At 71.5% G+C, this 26318-nt stretch carries 17 protein-coding genes; 6 read left to right on the top strand and 11 right to left on the bottom strand.

Translation table 11 applies throughout. From position 1 onward, the window contains the following. Positions 1 to 122: 122 nt before the first annotated feature. From LPA41_RS42500 to LPA41_RS25515, 3 genes are read right to left on the bottom strand one after another with little or no spacing between them, the layout of a single operon-like run. Positions 123 to 1865: a DUF6493 family protein gene (locus tag LPA41_RS42500; protein WP_304523795.1), complete on the bottom strand. Its 1743-nt coding sequence runs from the start codon at positions 1863 to 1865 to the stop codon at positions 123 to 125. Then, the gene (locus LPA41_RS25520) at positions 1862 to 3181 is read right to left on the bottom strand and encodes an SWIM zinc finger family protein (protein ID WP_229073312.1); all 1320 of its coding nucleotides are present in this window, start codon (positions 3179 to 3181) and stop codon (positions 1862 to 1864) included. Before LPA41_RS25520 ends, LPA41_RS42500 begins: the two co-directional genes overlap by 4 nt. A gap of 33 nt (positions 3182 to 3214) precedes the next feature. After that, a complete protein-coding gene (locus tag LPA41_RS25515; RefSeq protein ID WP_229073311.1) occupies positions 3215 to 4246 on the bottom strand; it encodes a LacI family DNA-binding transcriptional regulator in 1032 nt (343 codons plus the stop codon). A 249-nt stretch (positions 4247 to 4495) separates the two neighbouring features. On the opposite strand from LPA41_RS25515, the gene LPA41_RS25510 reads away from it, so the two are divergent. The 5 genes from LPA41_RS25510 (at position 4496) to LPA41_RS25490 (ending at position 9909) form a co-directional block, all read left to right on the top strand. Then, positions 4496 to 5809, top strand: coding sequence for a sugar ABC transporter substrate-binding protein (locus tag LPA41_RS25510; protein WP_229073310.1), 1314 nt, complete (start codon positions 4496 to 4498; stop codon positions 5807 to 5809). Between the two features lie 83 nt (positions 5810 to 5892). Continuing rightward, positions 5893 to 6819, top strand: a complete 927-nt coding sequence (locus tag LPA41_RS25505; RefSeq protein WP_229073309.1) for a carbohydrate ABC transporter permease — start codon at positions 5893 to 5895, stop codon at positions 6817 to 6819. Continuing rightward, on the top strand, positions 6819 to 7637 hold the full coding sequence (locus LPA41_RS25500) for a carbohydrate ABC transporter permease (protein ID WP_229073308.1): 819 nt from the start codon (positions 6819 to 6821) through the stop codon (positions 7635 to 7637). The genes LPA41_RS25505 and LPA41_RS25500 overlap by 1 nt, the downstream gene beginning before the upstream one ends. An 8-nt stretch (positions 7638 to 7645) precedes the next feature. Further along, on the top strand, positions 7646 to 9523 hold the full coding sequence (locus tag LPA41_RS25495) for a beta-L-arabinofuranosidase domain-containing protein (protein ID WP_229073307.1): 1878 nt from the start codon (positions 7646 to 7648) through the stop codon (positions 9521 to 9523). A gap of 98 nt (positions 9524 to 9621) precedes the next feature. After that, on the top strand, positions 9622 to 9909 hold the full coding sequence (locus LPA41_RS25490; protein ID WP_229073306.1) for a hypothetical protein: 288 nt from the start codon (positions 9622 to 9624) through the stop codon (positions 9907 to 9909). Here LPA41_RS25490 and LPA41_RS25485 read toward each other — a convergent pair. From LPA41_RS25485 to LPA41_RS25460, 6 genes are all read right to left on the bottom strand, one after another. Next, positions 9901 to 11058: an epoxide hydrolase family protein gene (locus LPA41_RS25485; RefSeq protein WP_229073305.1), complete on the bottom strand. Its 1158-nt coding sequence runs from the start codon at positions 11056 to 11058 to the stop codon at positions 9901 to 9903. The genes LPA41_RS25490 and LPA41_RS25485 overlap by 9 nt on opposite strands. A 58-nt stretch (positions 11059 to 11116) precedes the next feature. Further along, positions 11117 to 12067: a DUF916 domain-containing protein gene (locus tag LPA41_RS25480; RefSeq protein ID WP_229073304.1), complete on the bottom strand. Its 951-nt coding sequence runs from the start codon at positions 12065 to 12067 to the stop codon at positions 11117 to 11119. Positions 12068 to 12131: 64 nt separating this feature from the next. Further along, the gene (locus LPA41_RS25475; RefSeq protein WP_229073303.1) at positions 12132 to 12740 is read right to left on the bottom strand and encodes a hypothetical protein; all 609 of its coding nucleotides are present in this window, start codon (positions 12738 to 12740) and stop codon (positions 12132 to 12134) included. 84 nt (positions 12741 to 12824) lie between these two features. Continuing rightward, entirely contained in the window at positions 12825 to 15821 is a 2997-nt protein-coding gene (locus tag LPA41_RS25470; RefSeq protein ID WP_229073302.1) for an OmpL47-type beta-barrel domain-containing protein, read from the bottom strand. Positions 15822 to 15897: 76 nt separating this feature from the next. Then, complete coding sequence (locus LPA41_RS25465) at positions 15898 to 21315, bottom strand: OmpL47-type beta-barrel domain-containing protein (protein WP_229073301.1); 5418 nt, start codon at positions 21313 to 21315, stop codon at positions 15898 to 15900. Positions 21316 to 21637: 322 nt separating this feature from the next. Next, complete coding sequence (locus tag LPA41_RS25460; protein WP_229073300.1) at positions 21638 to 23215, bottom strand: DNRLRE domain-containing protein; 1578 nt, start codon at positions 23213 to 23215, stop codon at positions 21638 to 21640. A gap of 321 nt (positions 23216 to 23536) precedes the next feature. Here LPA41_RS25460 and LPA41_RS25455 point away from each other — a divergent pair, with 321 nt between their 5' ends. Then, positions 23537 to 24709: a dipeptidase gene (locus LPA41_RS25455; protein ID WP_229073299.1), complete on the top strand. Its 1173-nt coding sequence runs from the start codon at positions 23537 to 23539 to the stop codon at positions 24707 to 24709. Between the two features lie 258 nt (positions 24710 to 24967). On the opposite strand, the gene LPA41_RS25450 is transcribed toward LPA41_RS25455, so the two are convergent. Then, positions 24968 to 25531, bottom strand: a complete 564-nt coding sequence (locus tag LPA41_RS25450; protein WP_229073298.1) for a SigE family RNA polymerase sigma factor — start codon at positions 25529 to 25531, stop codon at positions 24968 to 24970. Continuing rightward, complete coding sequence (locus LPA41_RS25445) at positions 25528 to 26106, bottom strand: permease-like cell division protein FtsX (RefSeq protein WP_229073297.1); 579 nt, start codon at positions 26104 to 26106, stop codon at positions 25528 to 25530. Before LPA41_RS25445 ends, LPA41_RS25450 begins: the two co-directional genes overlap by 4 nt. Positions 26107 to 26318: the final 212 nt, after the last annotated feature.

Raw genomic sequence — 26318 nt, 5'->3', positions numbered from 1 at the left:
CGTCAGGCCGTCAGGCCGTCAGGCCGTCAGGCCGTCAGGCCGTCAGGCCGTCAGGCCGTCAGGCCGTCAGGCCGTCAGGCCGTCAGGCCGTCAGGCCGTCAGGCCGTCAGGCCGTCAGGCCGTCAGGCCGTCAGGATGTTGTGCAGGCGCCTTGCCTCCTTTGCCAGCCGGGTGGAGTCGGAGCGGCTCGCCGCTGCGGTGAGCCCGGGGATCTCGTCGCGGGCGCCGAGCGTCGCCGCCACCTGGCCGGCCAGGTCCAGCAGGTCGGGGACGGCTCGGACCGTCGTGGGCAGTAGTGCCGGCAGGACCGCGAGGAGCAGGTCCCACACGGCTGCGGAGGCGCCGGTCCGGTGTGCGTCGGTCAGGGCGGGCACGATCCGGCTCAGCTTGACCGTCCCGTCGGCGGTGAGGTCGGCGAGGGCGGTGCCGACGCCGGCCGCGAACGGCACGGCCGAGGCGGCCAGGGTGCGGAACGCGTCGACCGCGGCGGCCCGGTCGGGCTCGTCCTTGGCGCCGAGCCCGTAGGCCAGGGCCGTGCACAGGGCCGGACCGGCCGGGCCGCCACCGCCGGCCAGCAGCGGCAGCAGCCGGGCGGCGCCGCGGCGTCCCTGGTCGGCCAGCGCGGCCACGTCGGCCAGCGCCCACGCGGCGGCCACCTCCCGGTGGTCGGGCACGACCATGGCCAGCACGTCCTCGACGCCGGTGAACTCGCCGGGCAGGTGGACCGGGCTCTTCGGCGGGTTGAGGGTGAGCAGTTGCCGTTCCAGGCGCAGGCCGCCGTCGCGGGCCGGGCGCAGGGTCGCCACCACCCGCCGGGGCACCGGGTCGTCCCAGGTGTGGCCGAGGTGTTCGTGCCTGGTGCCGTACTGCGGGAACGCCGCACTGACCGGGTCGGGCAGGCCGCCGGTGGCGAGCCATTGAGCGAACTGCCGGCCGGCCGGGGAGGTCAGCCGCGCGGCCTCGGCGGCGACCGCGGCCGGGGTGTCGCGGGGGACGCGCAGCAGTGCCTGCTCGAAGTCGAACGGCCACGGCTGCCAGCCCTCCGCCTCGGCGTGTCGCAGCCGGTCCAGCAACACCGCGCCGTCGACGTGGCCACTGACGTGGGTCGGCGTGGACACCGTCATCGGCACCATCGACCCGGTCAGTTGCGCCGCCATCTCGGCGACCCGCACGGCCAGCACGCCGATGGGCTGCCCGGCGAACGGGGCGTCCGGCCGGCCACGCCGCCCCTCCTGCCAGGCGACCCGCACCGCGGCGGTGAGCCGCCGGACCAGCTCCCGCTGGTGCGGGCCGGCGTCGCCGGTGGCGGCCCGGATCGCCACGGCGAGGCCGGCCGTGGGCAGGCCGAGACCCCACGGGCCCGGGTCGGGGCGGTCGGTGTGCAGGTTCGCATACCGATCGGCGACCGGTCGCAGCGACGCGGCCAACCCCGCCCGGTCGTCGCCGGCGTAGAGCGCGACCAGCCCGGACAGGACCCGCTCCCACCGGATCGCCGTCCGCTCGTGGAACAGGGCGACGATCTCCTCGGCGAGCTCGGCCGCGTCGGTGATCGGCGGCGGCATCTCCGCCACCGCCGGCGGTGCCGGCAGCTCCCCCACCGATGGCGGTGCCGGCGACGACGGCACCCGGCCCGGGTCCGGGCCTTGCGGCAGCCGGTCGCCCGGACCACCCGGCCGGGCAACCGGCATGTTGGCGTCGCCCGGACCACCCGGCCGGGCAACCGGCGTGTCGGCGTCGGCCCGGACCCGCCGACCGGCCTCATCGGGTGGCACAGCTGCCTCCGGCGCGGCCTCAGCCGGCATCCCCGCGCTGGGGGACGACACGGCACCGACGGGCACCTCGGCCCGCGCTCCGGCCAGGCTCATGCCGGCACCTCGACCGTGCTGGTGACCACCATCCGGACGGCGAGGGCGTGCTTGCAGGGGCCGCGGCCGCCGCGGTGCTCGGCCCACCAGGGGCAGGTGCACGAGAACGAGGCGTGCCGCACGTGGTAGGTCTCGTCGCCGCTGCGCACCACCGACACGTCGGCGCCGGCGGTGACCGCGCCGGCCTCGACGAGGGCGCGGGCCGCGGCCAGCCGGGGGTTCATCCGCTCCACCACGTCCGCCGAGTAGGGCAGGGTGCGGTGGAAGTAACCGGCCTCGGCGACGTCGTAGCCGACCCGGCCCGCCGTGCCGAGCTGGGTGAGCGCGTCCCGCACCCGGGCGGCGTCCAGCCCGGACGCGGTGGCCAGGGCGTCCACGTCGATCGTCGGGTCCCAGGAGAGCAGGGCGCTGATCAGCTCGGCGTCGTCGGCCGCCTCGTCGCTGGCGAGGGACTCCAGGACCGCGCCCTCGCCGGAGAACCCGCGGTGCGGCTCCGGCGACAGGGTCAGCGACAGCCGCAGCGACGGCGTGCTCAGCTCCCAGGTGCTGGCCACCGGAGGGCTGCCCGCGGTGACGGCCGGGCCGTGGACGGTGAGCGTCCGCCCGTACCGCAAGAAGGGTTTGAGCGCCACCAGGCGCCCGGCGCCGGGCAGGCAGACCGCGCCCGGACCGGGGCGGGAGGTGAGCCGCAGGGTGCGCCCGGCCGGGACCGCCCAGAGGACCGATTTGTCGGTGGCGGAGAGCCGCTGGAGCAGGGCGCGCGCGTCGGCGATGCCGAGCTCGGCGCGCGGGTCGAAGCGCGAGGTCAGCACCTGCGCCTCGGCGAACCCGCGCAGCCACCGCGACGGCAGCGGCACTTTGCGCTCCACCAGCGGACCGTCGAACGTGGTCACGGTGAGGTCGTCCGGGCCGACCGCGACGTGCATCGGGTCGGTGCGGCCGACCCGGGTCAGCGCCCGTTGCAACGGCAGGTTGACGTCCACGTTGGTGGTGCCGTGCGCGACGATGTCGCCGTCGAGCCCGCCCGGCAGCACGTCGAGCCGTGCGTAGACCCCGCAGCAGCCGGAGAACGACTCGAACCGCAACCGGTCCGACCCGGCGGTCACCACCGGGTCGAGACTGGCGGGGCTGACCGGCCGGAAGTAGCGGGTGCGGGCGACCTCCGCGACCGCGAGCAGGCCGGTCGCCGCGGCGCCCGGGTCGGTGAGGAAGCCGGTGAAGAAACGGGGGTGCGCCGCCGGACCACCCGAGGTCTGCAGGGTGAGGCCGTCGTCGAGCGTGGACGAGCCGAGGTACGAGTACGCCGCGGAAACCATGCCCGAGAACTTAGGGAACGGGTACGACAGTTTTCAGCGCAGCGGCGCCGTCGACTCCCTCGTGACCAGACGGCCGGGGATGGTCTCGACGCCGGAACCGGGGGTGCCGTCCATCGCGGCCGAGAGTCGCTGTGCGGCTATCCGGCCGAGTTGTTCGAGGTTGAGGTCCACCGTGGTCAGTGGTGGCCGGGCGTTGGCGGCCAGGATCGTCCAGTTGTCGAAGCCGATCACGGCGACCTGGGACGGCACGTCGATGCGCTCCTCGTGCAGCACGTCCAGGACACCGCGGGCGATCTCGTCGGAGCCGGCGAAGATGGCGTCGACGTCGGGGCAGCGCTCGAGCAGCATCCGGGTGGCGCCGCGGCCCCACGCCTCGGACCACATGCCGAACCACACCTCGCCGCCGGCCAGCTCCAGGTTCTCCTCGGAGAGCCGGCCCAGGGCGCCGCGGGCGCGGTCCTGGGCGGCGCCGTAACCGGGGTCGCCGGTGATGTGGGCGATCCGCCGGCGGCCGCAGCGGATCAGGTGGTCGACGGCCATCCGGCCGCCGCCGACGTTGTCGGTGACCAGGGACAGGTCGGCCGGGTCGTCGGAGGGTGAGTAGGCATAGACCACCGGCACCGGCAGGTCGCGGCCGAGCGAGGGCCGGGTGTCGGGCCGGGCGCCCACCACGATCAGGCCGTCGACGCGGCGGGACAGCAGGGCACGCAGATGGTGTTTCTCGCGGATCGCGTCACCCCGGGCGTCGCAGAGGAACACCGATGTCTGGTCGGAGCCGAACGCGTCCTCGGCGCCCATCAGGATCGGGATGGAGAACCGGCCCTCGAGGTCGGAGGTGAGCAGCCCAACCGTGCCGCTGCGCTGGGTGATCAGGCCTTGGGCCAGCGTGTTCGGCGAGAAGGACAGTTGCTCCGCGGCGCGCACCACGCGGGCGCGCGTCTCGGCGCGGACCTGCGGCTGCCCGTTGAGCGCCTTCGATGCCGTGGCGACCGAGACCCCGGCGAGCCTGGCCACGTCGCGCAAGGTGACGGCGCGGTTGGGCGCCGTCGGATTGGTCGTCTCCAAGCCACGCCTCCGATCCGGACGATTATCGACCGGCGCATCGCCCACTGTCGTACCTCTTGACAAGAAAATCTCCACAGCATTACGTTTCTGAAAACCTTTTCGGCCGCCCGACGCGAGACCGAAGAATCCCATTTCACCTGCTGATCTACCGCGCCAGGCGACAGTCAGCGTAGCCGACGCGATGGCAAGTCCGAAACATAAGTCCGAAACGACACACATGACCTTCGCCAGTCTCGAGGAGGAGCACCAGTGAGGACACGGATAACCAGGGGCATCATTCGCCGGGCGGTCGCGTCGGTCGCGGCTCTCGGCCTGGTCGCCACGATGGCGGCCTGCGGTGGCGGCGACGACGAGGCCGGTGGCGCCTCGGCGGCGGTCACGGCCGAGGGCACCGACGACGGCTCGGAACTCACCCTGTGGACGCGGGCGCCACTCGAGTTGCAGGCCAAGGCGCTTGTCGAGGCGTACAACAAGTCGCACAAGAACCAGGTCAAGCTGACCATCGTGCCCAACGACGACTACGTGGCGAAGGTGGGTGCGGCCGCCGGCAGCGGCGACCTGCCGGACCTGTTCGCGGCGGACATCGTCTACGTGCCGAACTGGACGAAGGCCGGACTGTTCAGTGACATGACCGAGCGGATCGGCCTGCTGCCGTACGCCGACAAGATCAACCAGGGTCACGTCACGGCCGGCACCTACGAGGACAAGAAGTACGTGCTGCCGTTCGTCCTCGACCTGTCGGTGATGTTCTGGAACAAGAAGCTCTACCAGGAGGCCGGCCTCGACCCGGAGAAGGGCCCCACCACCCTGGACGAGTACCGGGAGCACGCGCTCGCCATCCAGAAGCTGAACAAGCCGGACACCTACGGCACCTACTTCGGTGGCAACTGCGGCGGCTGCGGCGTCTTCACCTGGTTCCCGATGGTCTGGGCGAGCGGCGAGGAGGTCATGGACGCCGAGGGCACCAAGTCGCTGCTCGACGGTGCCGCCGCGCAGAAGGTCTACGCCACCTTCCGGCAGATGCAGGAGGGCGGCGCGATCCACCCCGGCTCCAAGGACGACACCGGCGCCACCTGGGTCGCCGCGTTCCAGGAGGGCAAGATCGGCGTGATGCCGTACCCGGCCACGCTGCTGCCGACCGCCGCCAAGACCGTCGACGTGGGCGTCGGCCCGATCCCGGGCGTGAGCGGCGGGGCCTCCACCTTCCTCGGCGGTGACGGCATCGGCATCTCCAAGGACTCGAAGAAGAACGACCAGGCGTGGAACTTCCTGGCCTGGCTGACCAGCGAGGCCGGCCAGGTGGACGTGCTCGCCGCCAACGACAGCACGGTCGCCCGCACCGACCTGGCCGACAACCAGTACTCGGCGAAGGACCCGCGGGTCGCCACGGTCAACAAGGTCGCCGGTGCCCCGCAGAGCAAGACGCCGTTCGCGGTCAACTTCCAGCAGGCGTTCAACGCGCCGGGCAGCCCCTGGGTGACCCTGTTCCGCAACCAGGTCTACGGCGACGCCGGGGCGCTGGCCAACGACAACGCCGCCGTCTCCGGCGTCCTCGGCCAGTAGCACCGGCACGCGGCGCCGGGACGGTGAACGTCCCGGTGCCGCCGGCCCGGCGCGTGGCGCGTACGGAAGGAAAGACCGCAAGCATGGCACCCACATCGACCCTGGTGGCACCGCCGGACGGTGCGCAAGCGCCGCCCGGCACCCCCGGCAGCAGACCGCGCAACCGCATGAAGGCCCTGGCCGGCTGGGCCTACGCCGCTCCCACCGCCCTCTTCGTCCTGATCTTCTTCATCGTGCCGATCGTGCTCGTCGGGCGGATGTCGGTCTCCGACTGGGGGCTGTTCACCGGCAACGAGGGCATCAACGCGCCGGAGAACTTCACCGACGTCCTAGACGACCGCCTGTTCTGGCCGGCGGTGTGGTTCACCGTCAAGTACACCGTGGTGACCACCCTGATCCTGCTCGCGCTCGCCCTCGCCCTGGCGATGCTGGTCCAGGAGGCGAACCGGTGGACCGGTTTCCTGCGCACCTCGTTCCTGGTGCCCAGCGCGCTCGGCCTGGCCTCGGCGTCGCTGCTGTTCTACGCGCTCTACTCACCGCAGAGCACCCCGCTCGGCTTCCTCGGCATCGACTCGTTCCTCGGCACGCCGAACGCCGCGCTCTGGTCGACGGTGGCGCTCGTGGTGTGGCGGTTCGCCGGCTTCTACATGCTCCTGCTGCTGGTCGGTCTCCAGGGCATCTCCGGTGATGTCTACGAGGCGGCCCGGCTCGACGGCGCCGGGCGGTGGCAGACCTTCCGGTACGTCACCCTGCCGCTGCTCAAGAGCTCCCTGGCGCTCTGCACGATCCTCTGCGTGACCGGCTCGATGCTCGCCTTCGACCAGTTCTACATCCTCACCAAGGGCGGGCCGGACAACAGCACGATCACCATCGTGCAGCTGGTCTACAACATGGCGTTCTTCGGGCAGAACAACCTGGGCCGGGCCGCCGCGTTGTCCATCCTGGTGCTTGTCGCGCTGCTCGTCGTCAACGCCCTGCAGTTCCGTGGCCTGCGCGACAAGGAGAGCTGATGCGCGCCCTACTCATCAGAACACCGCAGCACGTGCTCGCCGGCGGCCTGGCGCTGATCTTCCTTTTCCCGCTCGCGTGGGCGGCGGTGGCCTCGGTCAGCCCGCAGGGTGGCACCGCGCAGACCGACGGCTGGGGTTTCGGCAACTACGTGACGCTGGCCAACTACCAGGCCGGCGTCGGGCAGTACCTGGTCAACTCGACGGTCGTCTCGGTTCTCACCGTGCTGTTCACCCTTGCCGTCTCGGTGCTCGGCGGATACGCGTTCGCGATGTTCAGCTTCCCCGGGCGCAACGTGCTGTTCCTGGTGACCCTGGCCATCCTGATGGTCCCGTACGCCACCCTGCTCATCCCGCTCTACGTCCTGCTCAACCAGCTCGGCCTGCAGAACTCGCTGGTCGGCCTCGCGCTGGTGCTCACCATGTTCCAGCTGCCGTTCGCGGTGTTCATGATGCGCATCTCGTTCGAGGCCATCCCCAACGAGCTGCGCGAAGCCGCCCTGATCGACGGCTGCGGCTCGTTCCGGGCGCTGCTGCACATCCTGGTCCCGGCCGTGAAACCCGGCCTGATCACGGTGGGCCTGTTCGCGTTCCTGGCCGCGTGGAACGACTTCATCACGCCCCTGGTCCTGATCAGCGACTCCGACCGGGCACCGCTGCCGCTCGCCGTCGCCAACATGCGCCAGCAGGTGATGGGCATCGTCGACTTCGGCGCCACGCAGGCCGGTGTGGTCGTGCTGGCCGTGCCCTGTGTGGTGCTCTTCCTCGCCCTCCAGCGGCACTACGTCCGCGGGTTCATGTCCGGCGCTCTCAAAGGGTGATCTCTCCAGTGACGATCAACGAAATCATCGATCAACGGCTCGGCGCTCCGGTAGCACCGAGTCTCGGCAGACTGCAGCCGCTGGGCCTGCGCGAGGTCACGCTGCGCGAGGGGTTCTGGCAGCGCCGGCAGGACGTCAACCGCACCAACTCGCTGGCACACATCGAGTCCTGGCTGGAAAGGGCCGGCTGGCTCGGCAACTTCACCGGCGCGCCGCAGCACCGGCGCGGCCGCGAGTTCTCCGACAGCGAGATCTACAAACTGCTCGAGGCGATGGCCTGGGAGCTGGGCCGCAGCCCCGACGCCGGGCTGGAGGAGCGGTACCGGTCCATCGTGGCGCGGGTCGCCGCCGCGCAGGACGCCGACGGGTACCTGAACACCAACTTCGGCCGGCCCGGCCAGCAGCCCCGGTACAGCGACCTGGAATGGGGCCACGAGCTCTACTGCTACGGCCACCTCATCCAGGCCGCCGTCGCCCGGGCCCGGACCTTCGGCGCCGACCAGCTCGTCGACGTGGCGATCCGCGCCGCCGACCACCTCTGCGACGCCTTCGGGCCGGGCGGGATCGCCTCGGTCTGCGGGCACGCCGAGATCGAGCCGGCGCTCGTCGAGCTCTACCGGGTCACCGGCAACACGCGGTACCTGGACCAGGCCCGGCTGTTCGTGGAACGGCGCGGCCACCAGGTGCTCTCCGACATCGAGTTCGGTCGCTCCTACTTCCAGGACGACATGCCGGTACGCGAGGCCACCGTGCTGCGCGGCCACGCCGTCCGGGCCGTCTACCTGGCCGCCGGCGCGGTCGACCTGGCCGTCGAGACCGGCGACACCGACCTGCTCGACGCGGTCACCCGGCAATGGCAGAACACGGTGGCCCGGCGCGTCTACATCACCGGCGGCATCGGCTCCCGCCACCAGGACGAGGCGTTCGGCGAGGACTTCGTGCTGCCGCCGGACCGGGCGTACTCCGAGACGTGCGCGGGGGTCGGCTCGGTCATGCTGGCCTGGCGGCTGCTGCTGGCGCAGGGCGACGCACGGTACGCCGACCTGATGGAACGCACCCTGTTCAACGTGATCGCCACGTCGCCGTCCGACGACGGGACCCGCTTCTTCTACGCCAACACGCTGCACCAGCGGGAGACGGGCACCGAGCCCGCGCCGGACGCACTGGTGCCGCGGGCCGCGTCGACGCTGCGGGCGCCGTGGTTCTCGGTGTCGTGCTGCCCGACGAACCTGGCACGGACGTTCGCCTCCCTGGCCGGTTACATCGCGACCAAGGACGACGACGGCGTGCAGATCCACCAGTACGCCGCCGCGTCGATCCGGACCGGCGACATCGGCCTCGACGTCGAAACCGACTACCCGGTCAGCGGCCAGGTCGCGATCCGGGTGGTGCACTCCCCCGCGGCGCCGTGGACGCTCACACTGCGCATCCCGCACTGGGCGACCGGCGCGACCGTGGACGGCGCCCAGGTCTCCCCCGGCCTGGTCCACCTGCGCCGCGACTTCACCGCCGGCGACACCGTGCTGCTCGACCTCGCGGTGACGCCGCGCCTGACCACGGCCGACCCGCGCATCGACGCCGTCCGGGGCTGCGCGGTCGTGGAACGCGGGCCGGTCGTCTACTGCGCGGAATCGGTGGACCTGCCCGACGGCGTCCCGGTCGACGCGCTGCGCCTGGACCCCGGCGTGCCGCTGCACGACCACGACGGCGGGGTGGCGGCCTCCTGCCAGGTCACCCTCCTCGACGACGACTCGTGGCCCTACCACGACCCGGCCCCGGAACTCCGCACCGGCGCGGTCGACGTCACGCTCCGGCCGTACCACGACTGGGCCTCCCGCGGCCCGTCCACGATGCGGGTCTGGCTTCCCCTGGCGGACCAGCCCTAGCGGATCACCCGGGAATGCCCACCCTGGCGGGGGTGGGCATTCTTCTTCCCGGGGTACGCGGTCCCACTCCGCCGCGCGCATGATGGGAGCATCGACGCATGACGACGCCCTCCGTCACGGTGCAGGTCCACTGCCGTCTCACCGTCCGTGTCGACGATCCCACCGCTGTCACCGCCCTGGCCGTCCAGCGCCTCCGCTCCGCGGACATCGACTGGGCCGGCGAGGAGGACGACCTGGAGACCGCCGCCGCCGAGCTCGGTGCCGACCTGCTGACCAGCATCGCCGGCCTGGCCGACCCGAACCGGCTGCTGGCGGACGTGCCCGGCGCCGAGGTGACGGGCGCCCACGTCTGGACCGAACCTACCCGGGAGGTCCGGTCACCGTAGTTTCCGGAAGAATGTCCGGACGTCGTCGGTCAGCACCTCGGGTGCCTCCATGGCGAGGAAGTGACCGCCCGTGCCTAGCTCGGTCCAGTGCACGATGTGGTGGTCGCGCTCGGCCCACGGCCGGATCGTGACGTCGTGCGCGGACACGAGGACGCCGGTGGGCACCGTGCCGCGCCGGCCGGCGGTCCAGAGGTCGGCGGAGCCCGCGGAGAACTCCTCGTAGTAGATCTGCGCGGCGGAGGCGGCGGTGCCGGTCAGCCAGTAGATCGACACGTCGGTGAGGATGCGGTCGCGGTCGATGCTGTCCTCCGGCAGCCCCTCATCCGGATGGGTGTGCTCCTTGAAGATCTCCACGATCCAGGCGAGCTGGCCGGCCGGGGAGTCGGTCAGGGCGTACCCGACGGTCTGCGGGCGTTTGCTGTTGCACCCCAGGTAGGCGTCGTTGACGTTCTGCATGCGCTGCCAGCGCCGCTGGTCGGCCGCACTGAGGCCGTCCATCTCGCCGTCGGCCCCGGACGGGAGGGTGACCAGCGCGGTGAGGTGGACGCCGATGGCCCGTTCCTGGTCCTGCTCGCCCAGCTTCGAGCCGATCCAGGCACCCCAGTCGTAGCCCTGTACGCCGTACCGCTCGTACCCGAGCCGGCCCATCAGCGCCGCGAGGACCCCGGCCATCCGGTCGGCGTTCATCCCCGGCCCGGCCAGTGGGGTGGAGAACCCGAACCCGGGCAGTGACGGGATGACCAGGTGGAAGGCGTCGGCGGGGTCGCCGCCGTGGTTACGGGGATCGGACAGCGGCCCGATGACGTCGAGGAAGTCGACGACTCCACCGGGCCAGCCGTGCAGCAGGATCAGCGGCGTGGCGTCCGGCTCCGGCGAGCTCACGTGCAGGAAGTGCAGGTTCTGCCCGTCGATGGTGGTCAGGTACTGCGGGTACCGGTTGAGGGCCGCCTCCTGGGCCCGCCAGTCGTAGCCGGTGCGCCAGTGATCGGCGAGGTCTCGCAGATATCCGGCGGGAACGCCGCGGCTCCACCCGACGCCGGGCAGCTCGTCCGGCCACCGGGTGTTGGCCAGGCGGGTCTTCAGGTCGTCGAGCTGCGACTGCGGGATGTCGATCCGGAACGGGCGGAGGTCCGGCTGGCTGTTCGTCATGCGGCCCACGCTAGGGACAGATCAGGACAGTTCCTGTCCTGATGCCGGTGCCGGAGGCTCAGGCGGAACGGGCGCCCTCCAGCCGGGCCTGTTCCAGCAGGGACTCGAGGCGACGGCGGCGGAGTCGCGCGTGCCCCCGCAAGCCGGCGAGGACCAGTGCGACGGCCGCCACGAGCAGCAGCTGCGGCCACGGCACGAGCCACGTCGTGACGGTCACCGAGGTGGGCGCGGCCGGTCCGAGCGCGACGGTGGTCCGCACCGGGCCGAGACCCCACACCCCGTCGATGCGGGCGCGCAGCGGCCGGCGGTCGCCGGGCAGGATCTCGCCCGCGGCGACAGCTGACGCGGACCTCAGCGCGAACACTTCTGAGGTGGTGGCCTCGCCGGTCAGGTCCAGGCGTACGTTGCCGGTGTTCACTGCCGTCCAGTCGACGGTCAGGGTGCCGGGGCGCAGCGGGTTCCACGACCGCTGGTACGTGGTGGTGATGTCGTCGGCGGCCATCGCGGGCGCGAGGTCGCCGGACGCGCGGAGCAGCACCCGGAAACCGACCCGGCTCTCCACCTGGACGGACCCTTTCTGCCCGGCCACCGAGGCGGCGATGCCGGCCGGGTGGTCGCCGGGGGTGGCGTCGGCGGGCACGGTGATGGTGAACGGGACGACGGCGGTCTTCCCGGCGCCGACGGTGACCGAGTCCTGCACGGTGATCCAGGTGCCGCCGTCGACGGATTCGCGGTCCGAGGGCAGCATGTTGAACCGGCCCTTGCCGGTCAGGTACCCGTCGGCGGCGGTGAGGCGGAAGGCGGCGGACGCGTCGCTGAAGTTGCGCACGGCCAGGTGTTCGGTGACGACCTGGCCGGGGTCGAGGGTCCGTTCCACCCAGCGGCGGCCGTCGGGGCCGGCGGCGGTCGCGGGCTGGACGGTCCACGTCAGGGAGGCGGGCGCGGCCGCGGCGGGGCTCGCGGGCACGACGAGGGCGGCGGCGATGAGCAGGGCGGCGACACGGCGCACGGCGACTCCAGGGCGACGGCTCGACCGGTGGGGGCCGCGGACGGCGACCCCCACCGGGGGCGGACTATTCGAAGAGGGACAGCGTCAGGGTCGCCTTGTAGGAACCGGCGGCGACCTCGGCGGGGGTGTGCAGGTTGAGGTCGGCGTCGACGGTGTACGCGCCACCGGTCACCGCCTCCGAGTCGTACGTGGACACCAGCAGTTCCTGGTCGACCAGGCCGACGTTGTTGCCGGGCTGGGTCGGCTCGTCCAGCGACGGCACGACTTCTTCACCCTCGGCGACCAGGCCGGTGTCACCGCCGTCGATGAGGCGCGGCTTCCAGCCCAGGTGGTCGGCGGTGATCGGGTCGCGGCCCGGCGCGGTGAAGTCGCTGGAGCTGCCGAGCACGGCCCAGCCGGCACCGTCGGGCACCTCCTCCAGGGTGCGGGTGTCGGTCACGGTGACCGTCGGCAGGGTGCCGGTGAACCGGCGGACCAGCAGGTCGGAACCCTCCTCGGTCAGGGCGACCGCATTGCCGGCGACGGTCAGGGCCAGCACGCCGGGTTCCCGGATCTCGGTGATGTCGACGGTGACCTCGACCTCGGCCTCGCCGGGGTCGGCGAGCGCGGCCGCCGGCAGCGCCGCCGCCCCGGTCAGGGCGACGATCAACGCCAGGGGGACTCGTGCTTTCATGCGGTTCTCCTTCACGGACGTGTCAGCAGGCATGAGCGGAACAGGCCGATGTGTCAGCAGGCATGAGCGGGACAGGCCGATGTGTCAGCAGGTGAGGGCGGGATAGGCGGCGGTGACGCCGGCGGCGGAGGCGGTGCCGGCGGGCACCGCGGCGGCCCGGGAGGCGAAGGCCTGGTAGGCATGGGCGCCGGGTGCGACGGCGGTGACGAGTTTCGTGCCGTACGGGCTGACGAGCTCGACATCCATCGCGGCCCGGCCGTCGTTGCGGGCGGTGACGGCGACGTAGGCCTTGCCGGCGACGCAGCGGGACTGTGCCGTGACGGTGACCGGTGCCGCGGCGGTCTCGTCGGCGGTGACCCGCCATTCGGTGACGGCGACGGCGGAGTACGTGGTTCCGTTGCCGTTCGCGCGGATCGTGGCCCGCAGCCGGGACGTGGTGACCGGGTCGAAGCTCACCGTGTTGAACGCGGTCGTGCTGGTGCCGTACCCGGATGCGCCCGTCACGTCCTGCCAGGCGGTGCCGTCCCAGTACTGCAGACCCCAGCCGTCCGGCGCGGCCACGCCGTCACCGGTGCCCGGGCCGGCGTCGCGCCAGAACTTGACGGCGGCGCCGGTCAGCCGGATCGGGCGGGACCAGTCGTACTGCACCCACTGGATCGCCGGCCGGGTCCCGGACCAGGTGCCCCAGAGCTGGCCCTGCGCCGGGGCGGCCGGGTCGGCGTCGTCGTTGAGCGCGGTGACGCTGTTCCAGCCGGCGGTGTAGGACGCGGTCGGTGTCGCGATCGGGCCGACATTGCCGGTCAGCGGCGCGGACAGGTCGGCCGGGATCACCACGATCCGTGCGGTCTCGGCGTTGCCGGCCTTGTCGACGGCCCGGTAGGCGACCGTGTGCCGGGCCGCGTCGGGTGCCGCGACCGGGCCGTCGTACGTCGTCCACGGGCCGGTGCCGATCGCGTACTCGATCCGGTCGACGCCGGCGGTGGCGTCGGTGGCCGTGACCGCGACGCGCCGGCCGGTGAGTGCGGCCGTGCTCGCCGGGTTGGTGGCGTCGACGGCGATCCGCTCGGTGACGGCGGGTGAGACGTTGCCGGCCCGGTCGGTCGCGGTAGCGGTGACCGTGTGCCGCCCGTCGCCGGTGACGGTGACCTCGGCGGAACGGGTGTTCTCGGTGGTCACGGCATCGGCGTTGCCCACCGCCACGCGGATCGTCAGCCGGCCTCCCCGGTCGTCGGCGGCGGTGGCCCGTACCCGCACCGCGGACCGGAACCACCCGGCGGCGCCCGCCGAACCGCTCGGGGTGAGCACGACGGAGGGTGGTGTCCCGTCGCCCTCGGTGTCGCCGGGTGAGATCACCGTGACCGTCGCGGTGATCCGGCCGGCGGCGTACCCGAGGACGCTGCCGCCGACGGTGAACGTGCCGGGCCGGGCCACGTCGGCGGCGGTCACGGTGTCCCAGAGGACCGGCAGCCGCAGGGTCTCGTCACCGAACGCGACCGGGACCGTGCCGGGCAGGTCGGTCTCCCCCACCTCGACCGTGATCGCCGGCGCGGTGACGGAGGCCGGCTGCGCGGCGAGAACCTTCCATTCCTCGACGGCGACCGCGGAGTACGTGCTGCCGTTGGTGGACGCGTCGAACACGGCCCGGACCTGCGTGGTCGTCACCGCGTCGAAGCTGGTGTCCTGGAAGCCCCGGGTGCCGGTCGGGTACCCGGTGGCGTTCGGGACGTCCGTCCAGGCGCCGTCCCAGTACTGGATCTTCCACTTCGCCGGTGCGGCGACGCCGGTGCCGGTCCCCTGGGGCTGGTCGTTCCAGAACTCGATCTGCGACCCGGAGATCCGCATCGGCTGATCCCAGGTGTACTGCACCCACTGCTGTGGCGGGTTGCTGCCGGTCCAGGTGCCCCACATGTCCGGCGGCAGCGGGTTCTCGCGCACGATTTCGTCGTTGAGCGCCTTCACCCAGTACTGCGTCGGCACCGGGTCGTTGGAGACGGTGACCGTGGCGGCGTGCGCGATGGTGGCGCGCGGGGCGCGGTCGGCCTGTTTCGCCGGGGTCGGCACGATCGGCTTGATCCGCGGCGGGCTCTGGGTGTCGTCCCACTCCACCCGGTCGATCGCGACGGACCGGCGGAAGTGACCGCCGCCGGCGGCGTCCGCGGTGTGGTAGACGAGGTGCCAGGCGCCGCCGAACTCGACGATGCCAGGGTGGCTGGTGGTCGACGAGACGGGCGGCAGGATGGTGCCGCGGTACGTCCACGGGCCCTCGGGAGAGCTCGCGGTCGCGTACGCGATGCAGGCGTGGTAGTTCGCCGGGGTGCAGGCCGAGGTGGGCCCGGCGTTGTTGCCGGCGTAGGCCAGGTAGTAGGTGCCGTTGCGCTTGAACAGCCACGGCGCCTCGAAGTAGCCGGTCAGGCCGGTGACGGTCTGCTGGGTGCCGACTGGTGTTCTCATGTCGGCCTGGAACTCCAGGCGGCGCAGCTGACCGAACGTTCCCCAGTGGACGAAGACCCGGTCGCCCTCGACCAGGACCGTCGGGTCGATGTTCTCGATGGTGTTCGCGGCCGGGGTGCGCTGCGAGATCAGTGGCCCGCCGATGTGGTCGGTCCACGGGCCGGTCGGTGTGGTGGAGACGGCCACGCCGATCGCGAACTTGTTGGCCGCCGGTGACTCGCGCTCGCTGACCGGGACGTACCAGTAGTAGCGGCCGTCCGGGCCCTTCACGACCTGACCGGCGTACGCACGACCGGGTGTCGCCCAGCTGAACACCTTCTCCGGGCGCATCAGCGACGGGTGGTGGGTCCACCGTCCCGAGCCCGGGTCGTCGGTGACGAAGGCGCCCCACTCGTTCATGATGAAGTCGTTGACGGCCGGGCCGGCCTCGTCGTGTCCGGTGTAGACGTACAGCTTGCCGTCGTCGACCAGCGGCGCCGGGTCGGCGGAGTAGTAACTGCCGTCGGAGAGGATCGGGTTCACGGTGTTCGTGAACGTGTAGGAGTCGGCCGCCTGGGCGGGCCCGGCGGGCGCCGCTGCCACCAGGCCCGCCGCGACAAGTGCCGCGACCGCCGCGGAGCGCAGTCTCACAGGGTGCTCCTCGCGTCTGGGAGGGGGTTGCCGGCGGCGCTGGCTCTCAACAGCGCCGCCGGCAACCGGTCGGGGGTCAGCTACAGGTGATCGCGGCGTACGGGGCCGTCGACTCGGCGCCGCCCGCCTTGACCGTGGCGGTCCCGGCGGGGATCGACGCGGCCCGACTGGTGAAGCTCTGGTACGCCGACTTGCCCGCGGCCACGTTCGTGACCGTCTTCGATCCGTAGGGTGTGATCAGCTCGACCGTCACCGGCTCGGCCCCGGTGTTCCTGGCCGTGACCGCCACGTAGGCGTTCTTCCCGATGCACTGCGACCGGGCCGTCACCTCGACGGCCACGGCCGGCGCCGGGACGTCGTACACCTCCCATTCCTGCACACCGGGAGCGCCCTTGCCCTCCTCGGTCCCGCTCGCGGTGAGCAGGGCCCGCAGCCGCGTGGTGGTCACCTTGTCGAAGGTCACCGTGTTCCACGCGGTCGCCGACGTGCCGTACGCGGAGGCTCCGGTGACGTCCTTGAACGCCGCGCCGTCCCAGTACTGGACCTTCCAGGCCCGGGGCGGGGCCACTCCGGCGCCGGTCTCGTCGAGGTCCTCGGCGAACCAGATCCGGGAGCGGTCGACCGCCACCGGCGCCGCCCAGTCGAGCTGGATCCACTGCTCGCCGACCTGCGGCCAGGTGTTCCAGACGTCGGTGTTCGGGCCGACCGGCCCGGTCGGCGTGACACCGTCGGCGATGTTGTCGGCGGTCAGCCAGCCCGGGGTGTACGACGCGGAGGCCGTACCGGTGCGTGCCACGTTCACCGGGGCCTGACCGGCCTCGACGTCGAGGGAACCGACCGCCGAGGTGTTACCGGCCCGGTCCACCGCGCGGTATTCGACGGTCGCGGCCGCCGAGCCCACCGTCACCGGGCCGGTCGCCGTGGTCCAGGCGCCACCGGCCAGGCGGTACTCCAGCGATCCGATCCCCGACAGCGCGTCGGTGCCGGTGATCGTCACCTCGCGGGTGCCCTTGTCGAACGCCGCCGTGGCCGCCGGGGCGGTGCGGTCGATGCCGACGGTCCGCTCGGTGACCGCGGAGACGTTGCCCGCGGCGTCGGTGGCCCGTGCCTGGATCTTCAGCTCCCCCTCGGCCGTGATCGTGATCGGCCCGGCGTAGGCGACCCAGTCGCCACCGCCGCGTTTGATGGTTATTTTGGGCGCGTCGTCCCGGTTGTCGGTCGCCGAAGCCGTGACTGTCACGTCCGCGTTCGCCCACGGCGCGTCCGGCTGTGCGGTAAGCGTCGTCACCGGCGCGACCGTGTCCTGCGGGCCGCCCGCGCCGACCGTGACGGTGGCGACGGCGAGCTTGTCGGTGCCGGCGACCTGCCCGGTGACCTCGAAGGTGCCTTCCGCGGCGTACGCGGCCGGGTCGATCGGTGCCCAGGTCACCCCGATGCCGCTCTGCCGCGACCCGTCGTTGTAGCCGACCGTGACACCGCTCGGCAGGACGGGCGCCACCCCGGCCCGGGTGCTGACCGCCACCGGGTCGATCGTGTTGATCTGCACCGGCGCGCTGCCCCGCACCCAGACGTGGGCCCGGGCGCTGATCGAGGTGCCGGCCACGAACCCGGTGACCGTGAAGTCGCCGACCTCGGCCACCCGTGCCGGGTCGATCGCGCTCCAGGCAACCGCGGCCGGCAGCGTCGCACCGTCGGCGTAGGTCACGTCCACGGTGTCCGGCAGCGCCGGCACCACGCCGGTCCGGGTCCGCACGTCCGCGGTCCGGATCGAACTGGCCGGTGCCGCGAAGACCCGCCACTCGGTGACACCGATCGCCGACCAGCGGTTGCCGGCCGCGTTGGGCAGGGCGTTGAACACCGCGCGCAGGCGGGTGGTGGTGACCGGGTCGAAGGTGACCACGTTGGTGCGGCCCCGCACGGCCGGGTCGAACCCGGTGCCGCCGGTGGTGTCCTGCCAGGCCGCGCCGTCCCAGTACTGGATCTTCCAGTTCTGCGGGACCGCGACGCCGCTGCCGCCGGTGGTGCTGTCCGACCAGAAGTCGATCGACGCCCGGTTGACCCGGACCGACGACGGGAAGTCGTACTGCAGCCAGCGGGTGGCGGGCTCGTTGCCGGTCCAGGTGGCCCAGATGTCCGGGTTGGCGCCGCCGGTGAAGAACGGCGCCTTGTCGTCGTTCACGGCGTTGACGTTGTTCCACCCGGCCGTGAAGCTCGCCGACGCGGTGCCCGAGGTGGCGATGTTGATCTCGCCTTCGACAAGCGCGGACGCGTTCACCACGACGTCCTTCGTGGCGGTGGCGCCGCCGCTGCGGACGGTCAGCCGCAGGGTGTGCCGGCCGGACTCGGTGAACCGGGCGATCGTGGTCGGCGTGTTCGCCGGGTCGAACGCGACGGTGCCGCCGTTCGGCGCGTCGACGACCGACCAGGACGCGGTGATCGCGGTGCCCGGGTCGCCGTCGTCCTGCGCCAGGCCGAGGAGCCGCACCGAGCCGTCCTGCTGGTACGTCGAGTCCACCCAGGCGTCGGCCAGTGGCGGCGCGTTCGTGGCCTGTGGTGCGCCCGTGCCGCTGTCGTACGCCTGGATCTCCTTGATGCCGGTCCGCGCACCGGGCGTGTGGTGCACCGTGATCCGCAGCTTCTCGGCGGTGACCTCGGGGAACCGGACCTGGTTGAGGTTGCCCTGCGGGTAGACCGGCGTGCGGCTCTGATCCGGAACGGTCGTCCAGCCGGCACCGTTGTCGTACTCCACGGTGAACTGGGCGGGCGGCGCGTACCCCTGGACCGTCGCCGTCGAGGACGTCTTGTAGAAGTGCACCCGTACGTCGTCGATCGTCTTCTGGCCCCCGAGGTCCACAGTGATCGCGTCGGTGGCGTCCGGCGAACCGGCGGTCCCCCAGAACGGCTCGTTCACGGTGGTCCCGTCGACCGCGCCCGCCGGCGCCCGGCCCGTGGCCGAGAAGGTGGCGGTGACCGGACGGCCCTCGGCGACGTCGACCGGGGTGTTTATGCCCGCCTTGGCCATCACGTCGGAGACCCGGTCGCCGGCCGCGAACGTGACGTCCTGCGGCGCCTTGACGCTCTTCGCCGCGGTGGTGGTCACCGTGATGCCGGCGGCCGCCTCGACCTTGCCGGTGGCCGGGTCGTAGACGAGTTTGCCCAGCTTGTCGGCGGTGAGGGCCAGCTCGCCGTCCAGGTAGACCGAGTAACCCTCGGGCGTACCCGTGCCGTAGTGCCGCTCCCCGCCCGGCGCGTCCCAGACCACCGTCAGGTCCCTGTCGCGGTACTTGATGTTGTTGGCGGTGAAGTGGTCCCAGCCGATGTCGATCGGGTCCAGTTCGATCTTCGCGTCGGAGCGCGGGCGCAGGCCCATCGCGTCCTCGATGACGGTGAAGTTGGTGGCGCCCAGGATCGTGTGGTGGATCCACGAGCGGTAGCCGATGCTCTGGTTCGCCGCCGACCCGTCCGCCCAGAACTCGTTCTGGTCCGGGTACCGGTTGTCGCCGTTGTTCTGGTAGTGCGCCCAGGCGTTCCAGTACAGCAGCTTCTTGTACCACTCGGCGTCGATGTGCTGCGTCGGATAGTTGCGCAGCACGGACGACAGCATCCGGAACGTCACCGTCGAGTTGATCACCGAGAAGTTGTTGCTGCCCGGGTCGCCCTGCGCCGCGGCGGCGGCCTTGTCGGCCTGGTTCGCCGTGGTGAACGGGAAGATCGGGTACTGGGTGTCGTCGCCGAACAGACGCAGCGCGTCGACGTAGGGCTGGTCGTAGTCGGGGTCGCCCGGCTTCGGCATCAGCCCGACCGCGAACGGGTAATAGTTGTTGATCTCTTTCCACGGCACCAGGGCGTCGGAGGCAACGTGCCGGTGCTTGAGCAGGTTGCCGGTGTGGCCCATCTCGTCGGGCGTGCTGCGGGCCGGCTCCCAGAGGTGTTCCAGCACCGCGGCCTTGACCCGCGCGGCGAACGCCTCCATCTCCGCGGCCTTCGCGGTGTTGCCCGCCGTGCGGTACGCGGCCGCCGCGGCCTTCGCGTTGGAGTAGAGGTACGCGTTCTCGGTGCGGTCCATGTTGCCGTCGCGCCAGTCGAACGACACCGCGTCGGCGTCGTTGCCGGTCATCGCGCCCCAGCTGTACTCGATCAAGCCGTTGCCGTCGAAGTCGTACGCGTCGAGCAGGCCCTTGACGTCGTTCTCCGCGTACTCGGCGAGGTTCTCGGCGATCGCCGCCGGGCCGCCGTGCAGCTGGTAGGAACGCCACGCCGCCTCGGAGATGTACTCGGTGTAGCTGTTCGACCAGTTCGCCGGGTCGCCCGGGTTGTCCACGTACTTCGAGCTCTTCGCGACCTCACCGGCCGACACCCACGAGCCGTACGACCACGCCGGGTCCCGGAAGTACTTCAGGTCGTCCACGAACATGCCGGTGGTCAGCACGATCGCGTTGTTGTAGCCGAGGACGCCCTCCATCGCGGTCGGGAACTGGTAGTCGTTGCCCGGGATGTTCGCGTCGAGGAAGTTGAAGCGCATCAGCCACCAGCGGTAGAACAACGTCTTGTCGATGTTGTTCTCCGGCGTGTCCAGGTAGGGCACGTTCTCCGCCCACCACCGGTTGTACGCGGTGACGTGCTTCTGGTAGGCGGCCGCCGGTGCGAGGTCACGGAACGTCGTGTACTCGCTCGCCGACGCCGGGATCTCCTTGGCCGTGAAGCCCAGTTGCACCTTGGTGCGCACCGAGCCGCTCGCCGGGACCGCGACGGTCCGCCGCAGCGTGCCCTCGACGGGGGCGAACCCGTCGCCGGAGAACCGCGGGAAGAGGTCGGTCAGCTTGTTGAACGACCGCACCGCACCGGTCAACTCGCCGTTGTCCGATTCGGACGTGCGCGCGAACGGCGAGCTCGCGGTGAGCGTGACGTCCTTCGCCGCCCCGTCGGTGCTCACCACCTCGAGGTCGGTGACGGCCACGTTCTGGTCGGTGATGTACTTCGTCTGCACGACCCGCAGCCCCGCGCCCGTGAACACGCTGCGCCAATAGCTCGGCGTCTGCTTGCGCTGGGCGGGGTCCTCGCCGAGGGTGATGTCGGCTCCGCCGACGGAGAGCGTGACGGTGTACGCGCCCTGCCCGCCCGCGATCGACTCGATGTAGGCGACCTCGCCGCCGAATCCGAGCGTGCCGGGCTGGTGGGTCTTCATGAAGACCGTGCGTCCCCGGCTGAACAGGTACTGGTTGGCGTCGCCGTTGGACCCGCCGGGCGTGTTGCCGGTGCGGACCAGCATCCGGTCGATCCAGAAGTCCTTGTCGGTGCTGCTCCCGGCGCCGGCCGCGACGTCGGCGTCGAAGATCGCCTGGAGCTGGTTGCGGGCGTGGTACCCGGTGCGCTCGTCGGGCACCGGGTTCGCGTCGCCCTTGAACGCGGGGTACGGGGTGGCCGCGTTCGGTGCCGCGAGGGCGGACGCGGCGGGAACACTTACCAGGCCGGCCAGGAGGAGCCCGGCGACCACTGCTGCTCTGCGGGATATCGGTATCGCTGGCGTTGTCACGTGGCGGACGCCTTCCTTCAGGGGTCGTTCGGCACAGCGGACGGTGTGACGGGTCGCCTCAGGGCACGGGGGATTTGCCCGTTGCGGTGGCTGCTCCGGGCGATTAACGAAAACCTTTTCGGGAATGGTTGCAGTAGGTTGCGGCCATGTCAACGGGTGGTTTCCGCAGCTCTACGGCACGTCTACAGTGATCGTCGGGCAGACCCGGACAACGCTCCCGAAAACGCAAAAGCGCCGCCCGGCGTCTGCCGGGCGGCGCTCTTCGTACTGCTTATGCGGTGTGTCAGCCGATCTTCACGTTGAAGACGGGGTGGGCGGCCAGCTTCTTGAACGCGGCCAGGCTCGCCGGGGTGCTGTTGATGCTGATGTCGCGGTCACCCTGGTCGTCCTTCTTCGTGTCGAAGTGGACGATCGCCTTGATGGCGGGGCGCTTGGCGAGCTCGGGCAGCACGTCGTTGTAGACGGCGTCCTTGTCGGCGTACTTGCCGACCCGGTGGTAACCGCCCCACTCGGCGACCATGAACGGCTTGCCCGGCGCCTTCTTGACGGCCCAGTCGTAGAACCCGAGGCCACCGCCGGTGGGCTCACGGTCCAGGATGTCGCCGAAGTCGCCGAAGTGGTAGTAGCCCTTCTCGACCGAGACGTAGGAGTCCAGGCCCACCCAGTCAACGACGTCGTTGCCCGGGTAGAGGTCCTTCCACCAGCTCTGCGCCATCCACTTCTCGTTGCCCATGTAGGCCATCACGTTGACGACGTTCGTCACGCCCTGCGCACGCAGGCGCAGGATGGTGTGGCGGTACATCGCGGCGAAGTCCTTCGCCTCCCAGCCGGAACCAGCCTTCGCGACGACGTCGTTCTCCGGCTCGTGGTTCAGCACGATGAAGAACTTCTTGCCGTACGCCTTGGCGCGCTTCGCGAACGCGTCGATCCGCTTGTCCTGCTGTCCCGCGGCAACCTTCGCCCAGGTCGAGCCGTACGCGACCTTCCAGTTCTCCAGCAGCACGCGCGGGTTCGCCGGGTCGTTCGTCATCGCGATCTCAGCCTTGGTCGGGAAGACCTCGTCACCCTTGTGGTACTGGTGGAACAGCGTCGCGGTGCGGCCGCTCAGCTTCTCCCAGTCCTTCAGCGCGATGTCACGCGGCGTGTTGGTGAAACCGCCGGCCGCGCCGCCCCAGAGCACGCCGCAGGACGGCACGAGCTTCGCGTCGGTCTTGCAGCCGGTGCCCACCGCCGGGGCGGCCGAACCGGCACCCGGGGTCGCGACCGGCGCCGATACCGTGGCGGTCGTGGCGAAGACCAGCTCCGGGCCGCCCTTCGCGGCGTTCTCCGCCGACTGGAAACGGACCGTCTCGGTGGCGCTGACAGCGAACGAGTACGTGCCCGGGCCGTACACCTCGGCGCTCAGGTCGAACGCGAGGCGGGTGTCGGTGGACTTCGGCGACACACCGGCGATCGCGAGACCCAGCTTGGGCGCGTTCGACGAGGTCAGCTTGCCCTCGTTCCAGGAGTTGTCGACGATGCGGGTGACGGTGACCCGGCCGGACGGCTTGCCCAGCGGGCTGAGGAAGAGCTTCGCGGCCTGCACATCGGTGCCGGCCGGGATGGTGAACTTCAGGAAGGACGTCTTGACGTCGCTGCCGACCTTGCCGGCAACCAGCTTGTCCTCGGTGCCGAAGTTGGCGGACTTGCGGGACGACGAGGTGTAGCTGTCGTCACCGGCCGGAACCGCCATCTCCTTGGTGCCCTTGCTAACCTTGATCACGACGGCCTGAGCGGCCGCACCCGGTGCCAGCGCGGCGGTGGCGCCCGCGAAGACGGCGGTCAGAGCTGTGAGGTGCCTCGGCAGCTTGGCGCGTCGCATTCTTGAATCCCCCCCGTTTGTCCGGCGCATGTCCGCCGGGCATGTGAAAGAGATTCCAGGTCGCCGGTTGCGGGTCCAGTACCGGAACGGGTGCGACAAGGTTGCGGCTCTTCTTTCTCCGGAACCCTCAACCCACCCCCCGCCCAGCCGACCCTTCTGGCCGCCGCCGGCAGTCCTCCCCCGGGCTTCCGGCGGCCCCCTTGCCCCTCCGCTCCCTCGCCCCTGCTCTCCTCGCGCTCCGCCCGCCTGTTTCGTTCCCGAAGCACGTCCTCGCCCATCTGCCGCTTGCGCACGGCACCCGCCAGCCGGTAGCCAAGGGGGATGACGCTGATCATTGACGGCCACAACGACCTGCCGATGCGGTTACGCGGCTGGCACGGTTCGAGCGTCGCCGGCCTCGACCACCCGCGCCCACCGCTGCACACGGACCTGCCACGGCTGCGGGCCGGCGGGGTGGGCGGCCAGTTCTGGTCCGTCTACGTCCCGTCCGACCTGCCCGAACCGGTGGCCCTGGCCGCCACGCTGGAGCAGATCGACCTGGTGCACCGCATGATCGCCGCTTACCCGGGCGACCTGGAGCTGGCCCACACCGCCGCCGACGTGGAGCGGATCATGGCGGCCGGCCGGGTGGCGTCCCTGATCGGCGTCGAGGGCGGCCACTGCCTCGCCGGGTCGGCCGGCGTGCTGCGGTCGCTCGCCCGACTGGGCGTACGTTATGTGACTCTGACCCACAACCACCACACCGCCTGGGCGGACTCGGCGGCTCAGGAACCCACGGTGGGCGGCCTGTCGGCCGAAGGGCGAGCGATCGTACGGGAGATGCAGCGCATCGGCGTCCTCGTGGACCTGTCGCACGTCGCGCCGGTGACCATGCACGCCGCCCTGGACGAGGCCGCCGCGCCGGTGATCTTCTCGCACTCCGGCGCCCGGGCGGTCACCGACCACCCCCGCAACGTCCCCGACGACGTGCTCACCCGGCTCCCCGGCAACGGCGGCGTGATCCAGCTGACCTTCGTGTCCCTCTTCGTCTCGGCCGCCGCCCGCGACTGGGCCGCCGCGGCCGAAACCGAGTGGCGACGGCGCGGCCTGCCTCCGATGACCGACGCATGGCCCCGCGCGCCGCGGCCCGGCGAGGATCCCGCAGCCGTACCGGTGACGCCCCTGCCCGACCTCACCGCCGAACCCGCGTTCCGCGCCTGGCTCGCCGCCCATCCCCAGCCCGTCGCCACGATCGCGCAGGTGGCGGACCATGTCGATCACGCGCGGGCGGTGGCGGGCGTCGACCACGTCGGCCTGGGTGGCGACTTCGACGGCACGACGGACGTCCCCGCAGGGCTGTCGGACGTCTCCGGCTATCCCCGCCTGTTCGACGAGCTCCGGGCCCGCGGCTGGTCCGAGCCCGACCTGTCGAAGCTTGCCGCGGGAAACATGCTCAGAGCCATGCGAGACGCCGAGGCGTACGCTGCCGAGCCGCTGTGGCCGTCCCGCCCCTGATCCCCGGCCGGTTGATTCGCCGGCGGCCTGACCCACGGGGTTCGGCAGGTCAGGCCGGCCAGCGAATCCGCCGGCACACACCACGGAGCCTGGTGGGCCGCGCGGTGAATGCCGGGCACGAGCGGTGATCGCCGCCGACGCGAAAACATACGGCTTTCGCATGGCGGGACAGCGGGAGGCCCTACGACCCCCGGCAGCACGCTCATGCTCCCGCGCTGTGCCGCCACCTCCGGCCGGCCGCGCCCCAGCATCCATCGGTCACTGCAGGACGAAGTCCTCGCCCAGCAGTTCCCGCAACCGGCCCAGCGCTCGCATGCTCCGCATCTTCACCACCGAGGCCGAGACCCCCAGAATCTCGGCAACAGTGTCGACGCTGTGGTCCTCCCAGTGCCGCAGCACCACGATGGCCTGGTCCCGTACCGGCAGCGTGGACAGCGCGCGCATCAGCGTGACGTGCAGTTCCGCGGTGGGTCCTGCCGGGTCGCCGGGACGGTCCGGCAGGTCGGCGAGCACCACTTCGGCACCGCTGCGCCGTTTGCGCTGGTCGAAGACGGCGTTCATCAGCACCCGCCGGCTGTAGGCCGCCAGGTTGGCGTTGCGTCCGATCCGGCCCCAGGACGCGTACATCCGGGCCAGGGTCAGCTGGGTGAGATCCTGAGCGAGGTGCCAATCCCGGCACATCAGATACGCGGTACGCCGCAACCGGGGCGTCGCGGCCGCCACGAACGCGGTGAACTCCTCGTCCCGGGCGGCCCGTTCGTGCCGCCGGGTGAAACCCCAGCCCGTATCGGACGACACCACGTTCGCCACGCGTTCGTTCACGGGCACATCCCGCCGATCAGGTCCTCGACCCCGGCGCGGCCGGCGAATCTCGCGGCAAACGCCGGGTACTGCGCCGGCGTGGTCAGCTCCAGCCGGAACGACTCGGGCAACTGCGACGCATCCACGGCGGCAACCAAGTCAGGGCTGTCGCGCCACAACACCTTGAATTTCTCGTACGCCTCCTGCCGGGTCTCGAAGACCAGGTTCCGGACCAGCGGATCGCCGTCCAGAGCGTCCCGCAGCCCGGTGCGTTGCCGCTCGGTGACGTCCTGCCGCAGAAAAATCGAGACATCGGTCGCGTCGTCGGGCACCGGCCAGGTGCACTGCGGCTCCGCCTGCGCCAGCCGCGCCGCGGCGGCCGACACCTGCGGCGGGGGCCCGGCAGGCGCCGGCGTGAGGTTGAGCGCCACGACGACCGCGACGATGGCCGACGCCACAGACCCGCCGACGATCAGGCCACGGCGCCGGCGGATACCCCGGCCCTGAGCCATCGCCTGCCCCGCAAGATCTCCGTCCGGGGGCACCGGCTCATCGTCGAGCACTCGGTCGAACAAATCCTTCAAGTGGTCCGGCACGGCCAGCTCCTGGTGTCGTCGGCTCCCTTTCTGCCTGAAGGACTGGCTGGACATGCCGTTCGGTCACACCGCCGGCCAAAATCCCCACACGGCGTCGCGTCCGGCCGGACCCATCAGGTCGGCCACAGCGCCGAGCGAACGACATCGACCGGCCTCGCGATCACAGGAGTGCCTTCCGGATCGACCGCGGGCGGGTCCGCCACAGCAACCGC

This window comes from Actinoplanes sp. DH11, from assembly GCF_020873875.1.
Classification (GTDB): Bacteria; Actinomycetota; Actinomycetes; order Mycobacteriales; family Micromonosporaceae; genus Actinoplanes.
This window is presented reverse-complemented; position numbering and strand designations above follow the sequence as displayed.

What these genes read in the sequence shown, in the direction of transcription:
- LPA41_RS25455 (WP_229073299.1), top strand. Translation starts at nt 23,537, where the DNA reads ATGACGCTGATCATTGACGGCCACAACGACCTGCCGATGCGGTTACGC.
- LPA41_RS25490 (WP_229073306.1), top strand. Translation starts at nt 9,622, where the DNA reads ATGACGACGCCCTCCGTCACGGTGCAGGTCCACTGCCGTCTCACCGTC.
- LPA41_RS25475 (WP_229073303.1), bottom strand. Translation starts at nt 12,740, where the DNA reads ATGAAAGCACGAGTCCCCCTGGCGTTGATCGTCGCCCTGACCGGGGCG.
- LPA41_RS25520 (WP_229073312.1), bottom strand. Translation starts at nt 3,181, where the DNA reads ATGGTTTCCGCGGCGTACTCGTACCTCGGCTCGTCCACGCTCGACGAC.
- LPA41_RS25505 (WP_229073309.1), top strand. Translation starts at nt 5,893, where the DNA reads ATGGCACCCACATCGACCCTGGTGGCACCGCCGGACGGTGCGCAAGCG.
- LPA41_RS25485 (WP_229073305.1), bottom strand. Translation starts at nt 11,058, where the DNA reads ATGACGAACAGCCAGCCGGACCTCCGCCCGTTCCGGATCGACATCCCG.
- LPA41_RS42500 (WP_304523795.1), bottom strand. Translation starts at nt 1,865, where the DNA reads ATGAGCCTGGCCGGAGCGCGGGCCGAGGTGCCCGTCGGTGCCGTGTCG.
- LPA41_RS25460 (WP_229073300.1), bottom strand. Translation starts at nt 23,215, where the DNA reads ATGCGACGCGCCAAGCTGCCGAGGCACCTCACAGCTCTGACCGCCGTC.
- LPA41_RS25500 (WP_229073308.1), top strand. Translation starts at nt 6,819, where the DNA reads ATGCGCGCCCTACTCATCAGAACACCGCAGCACGTGCTCGCCGGCGGC.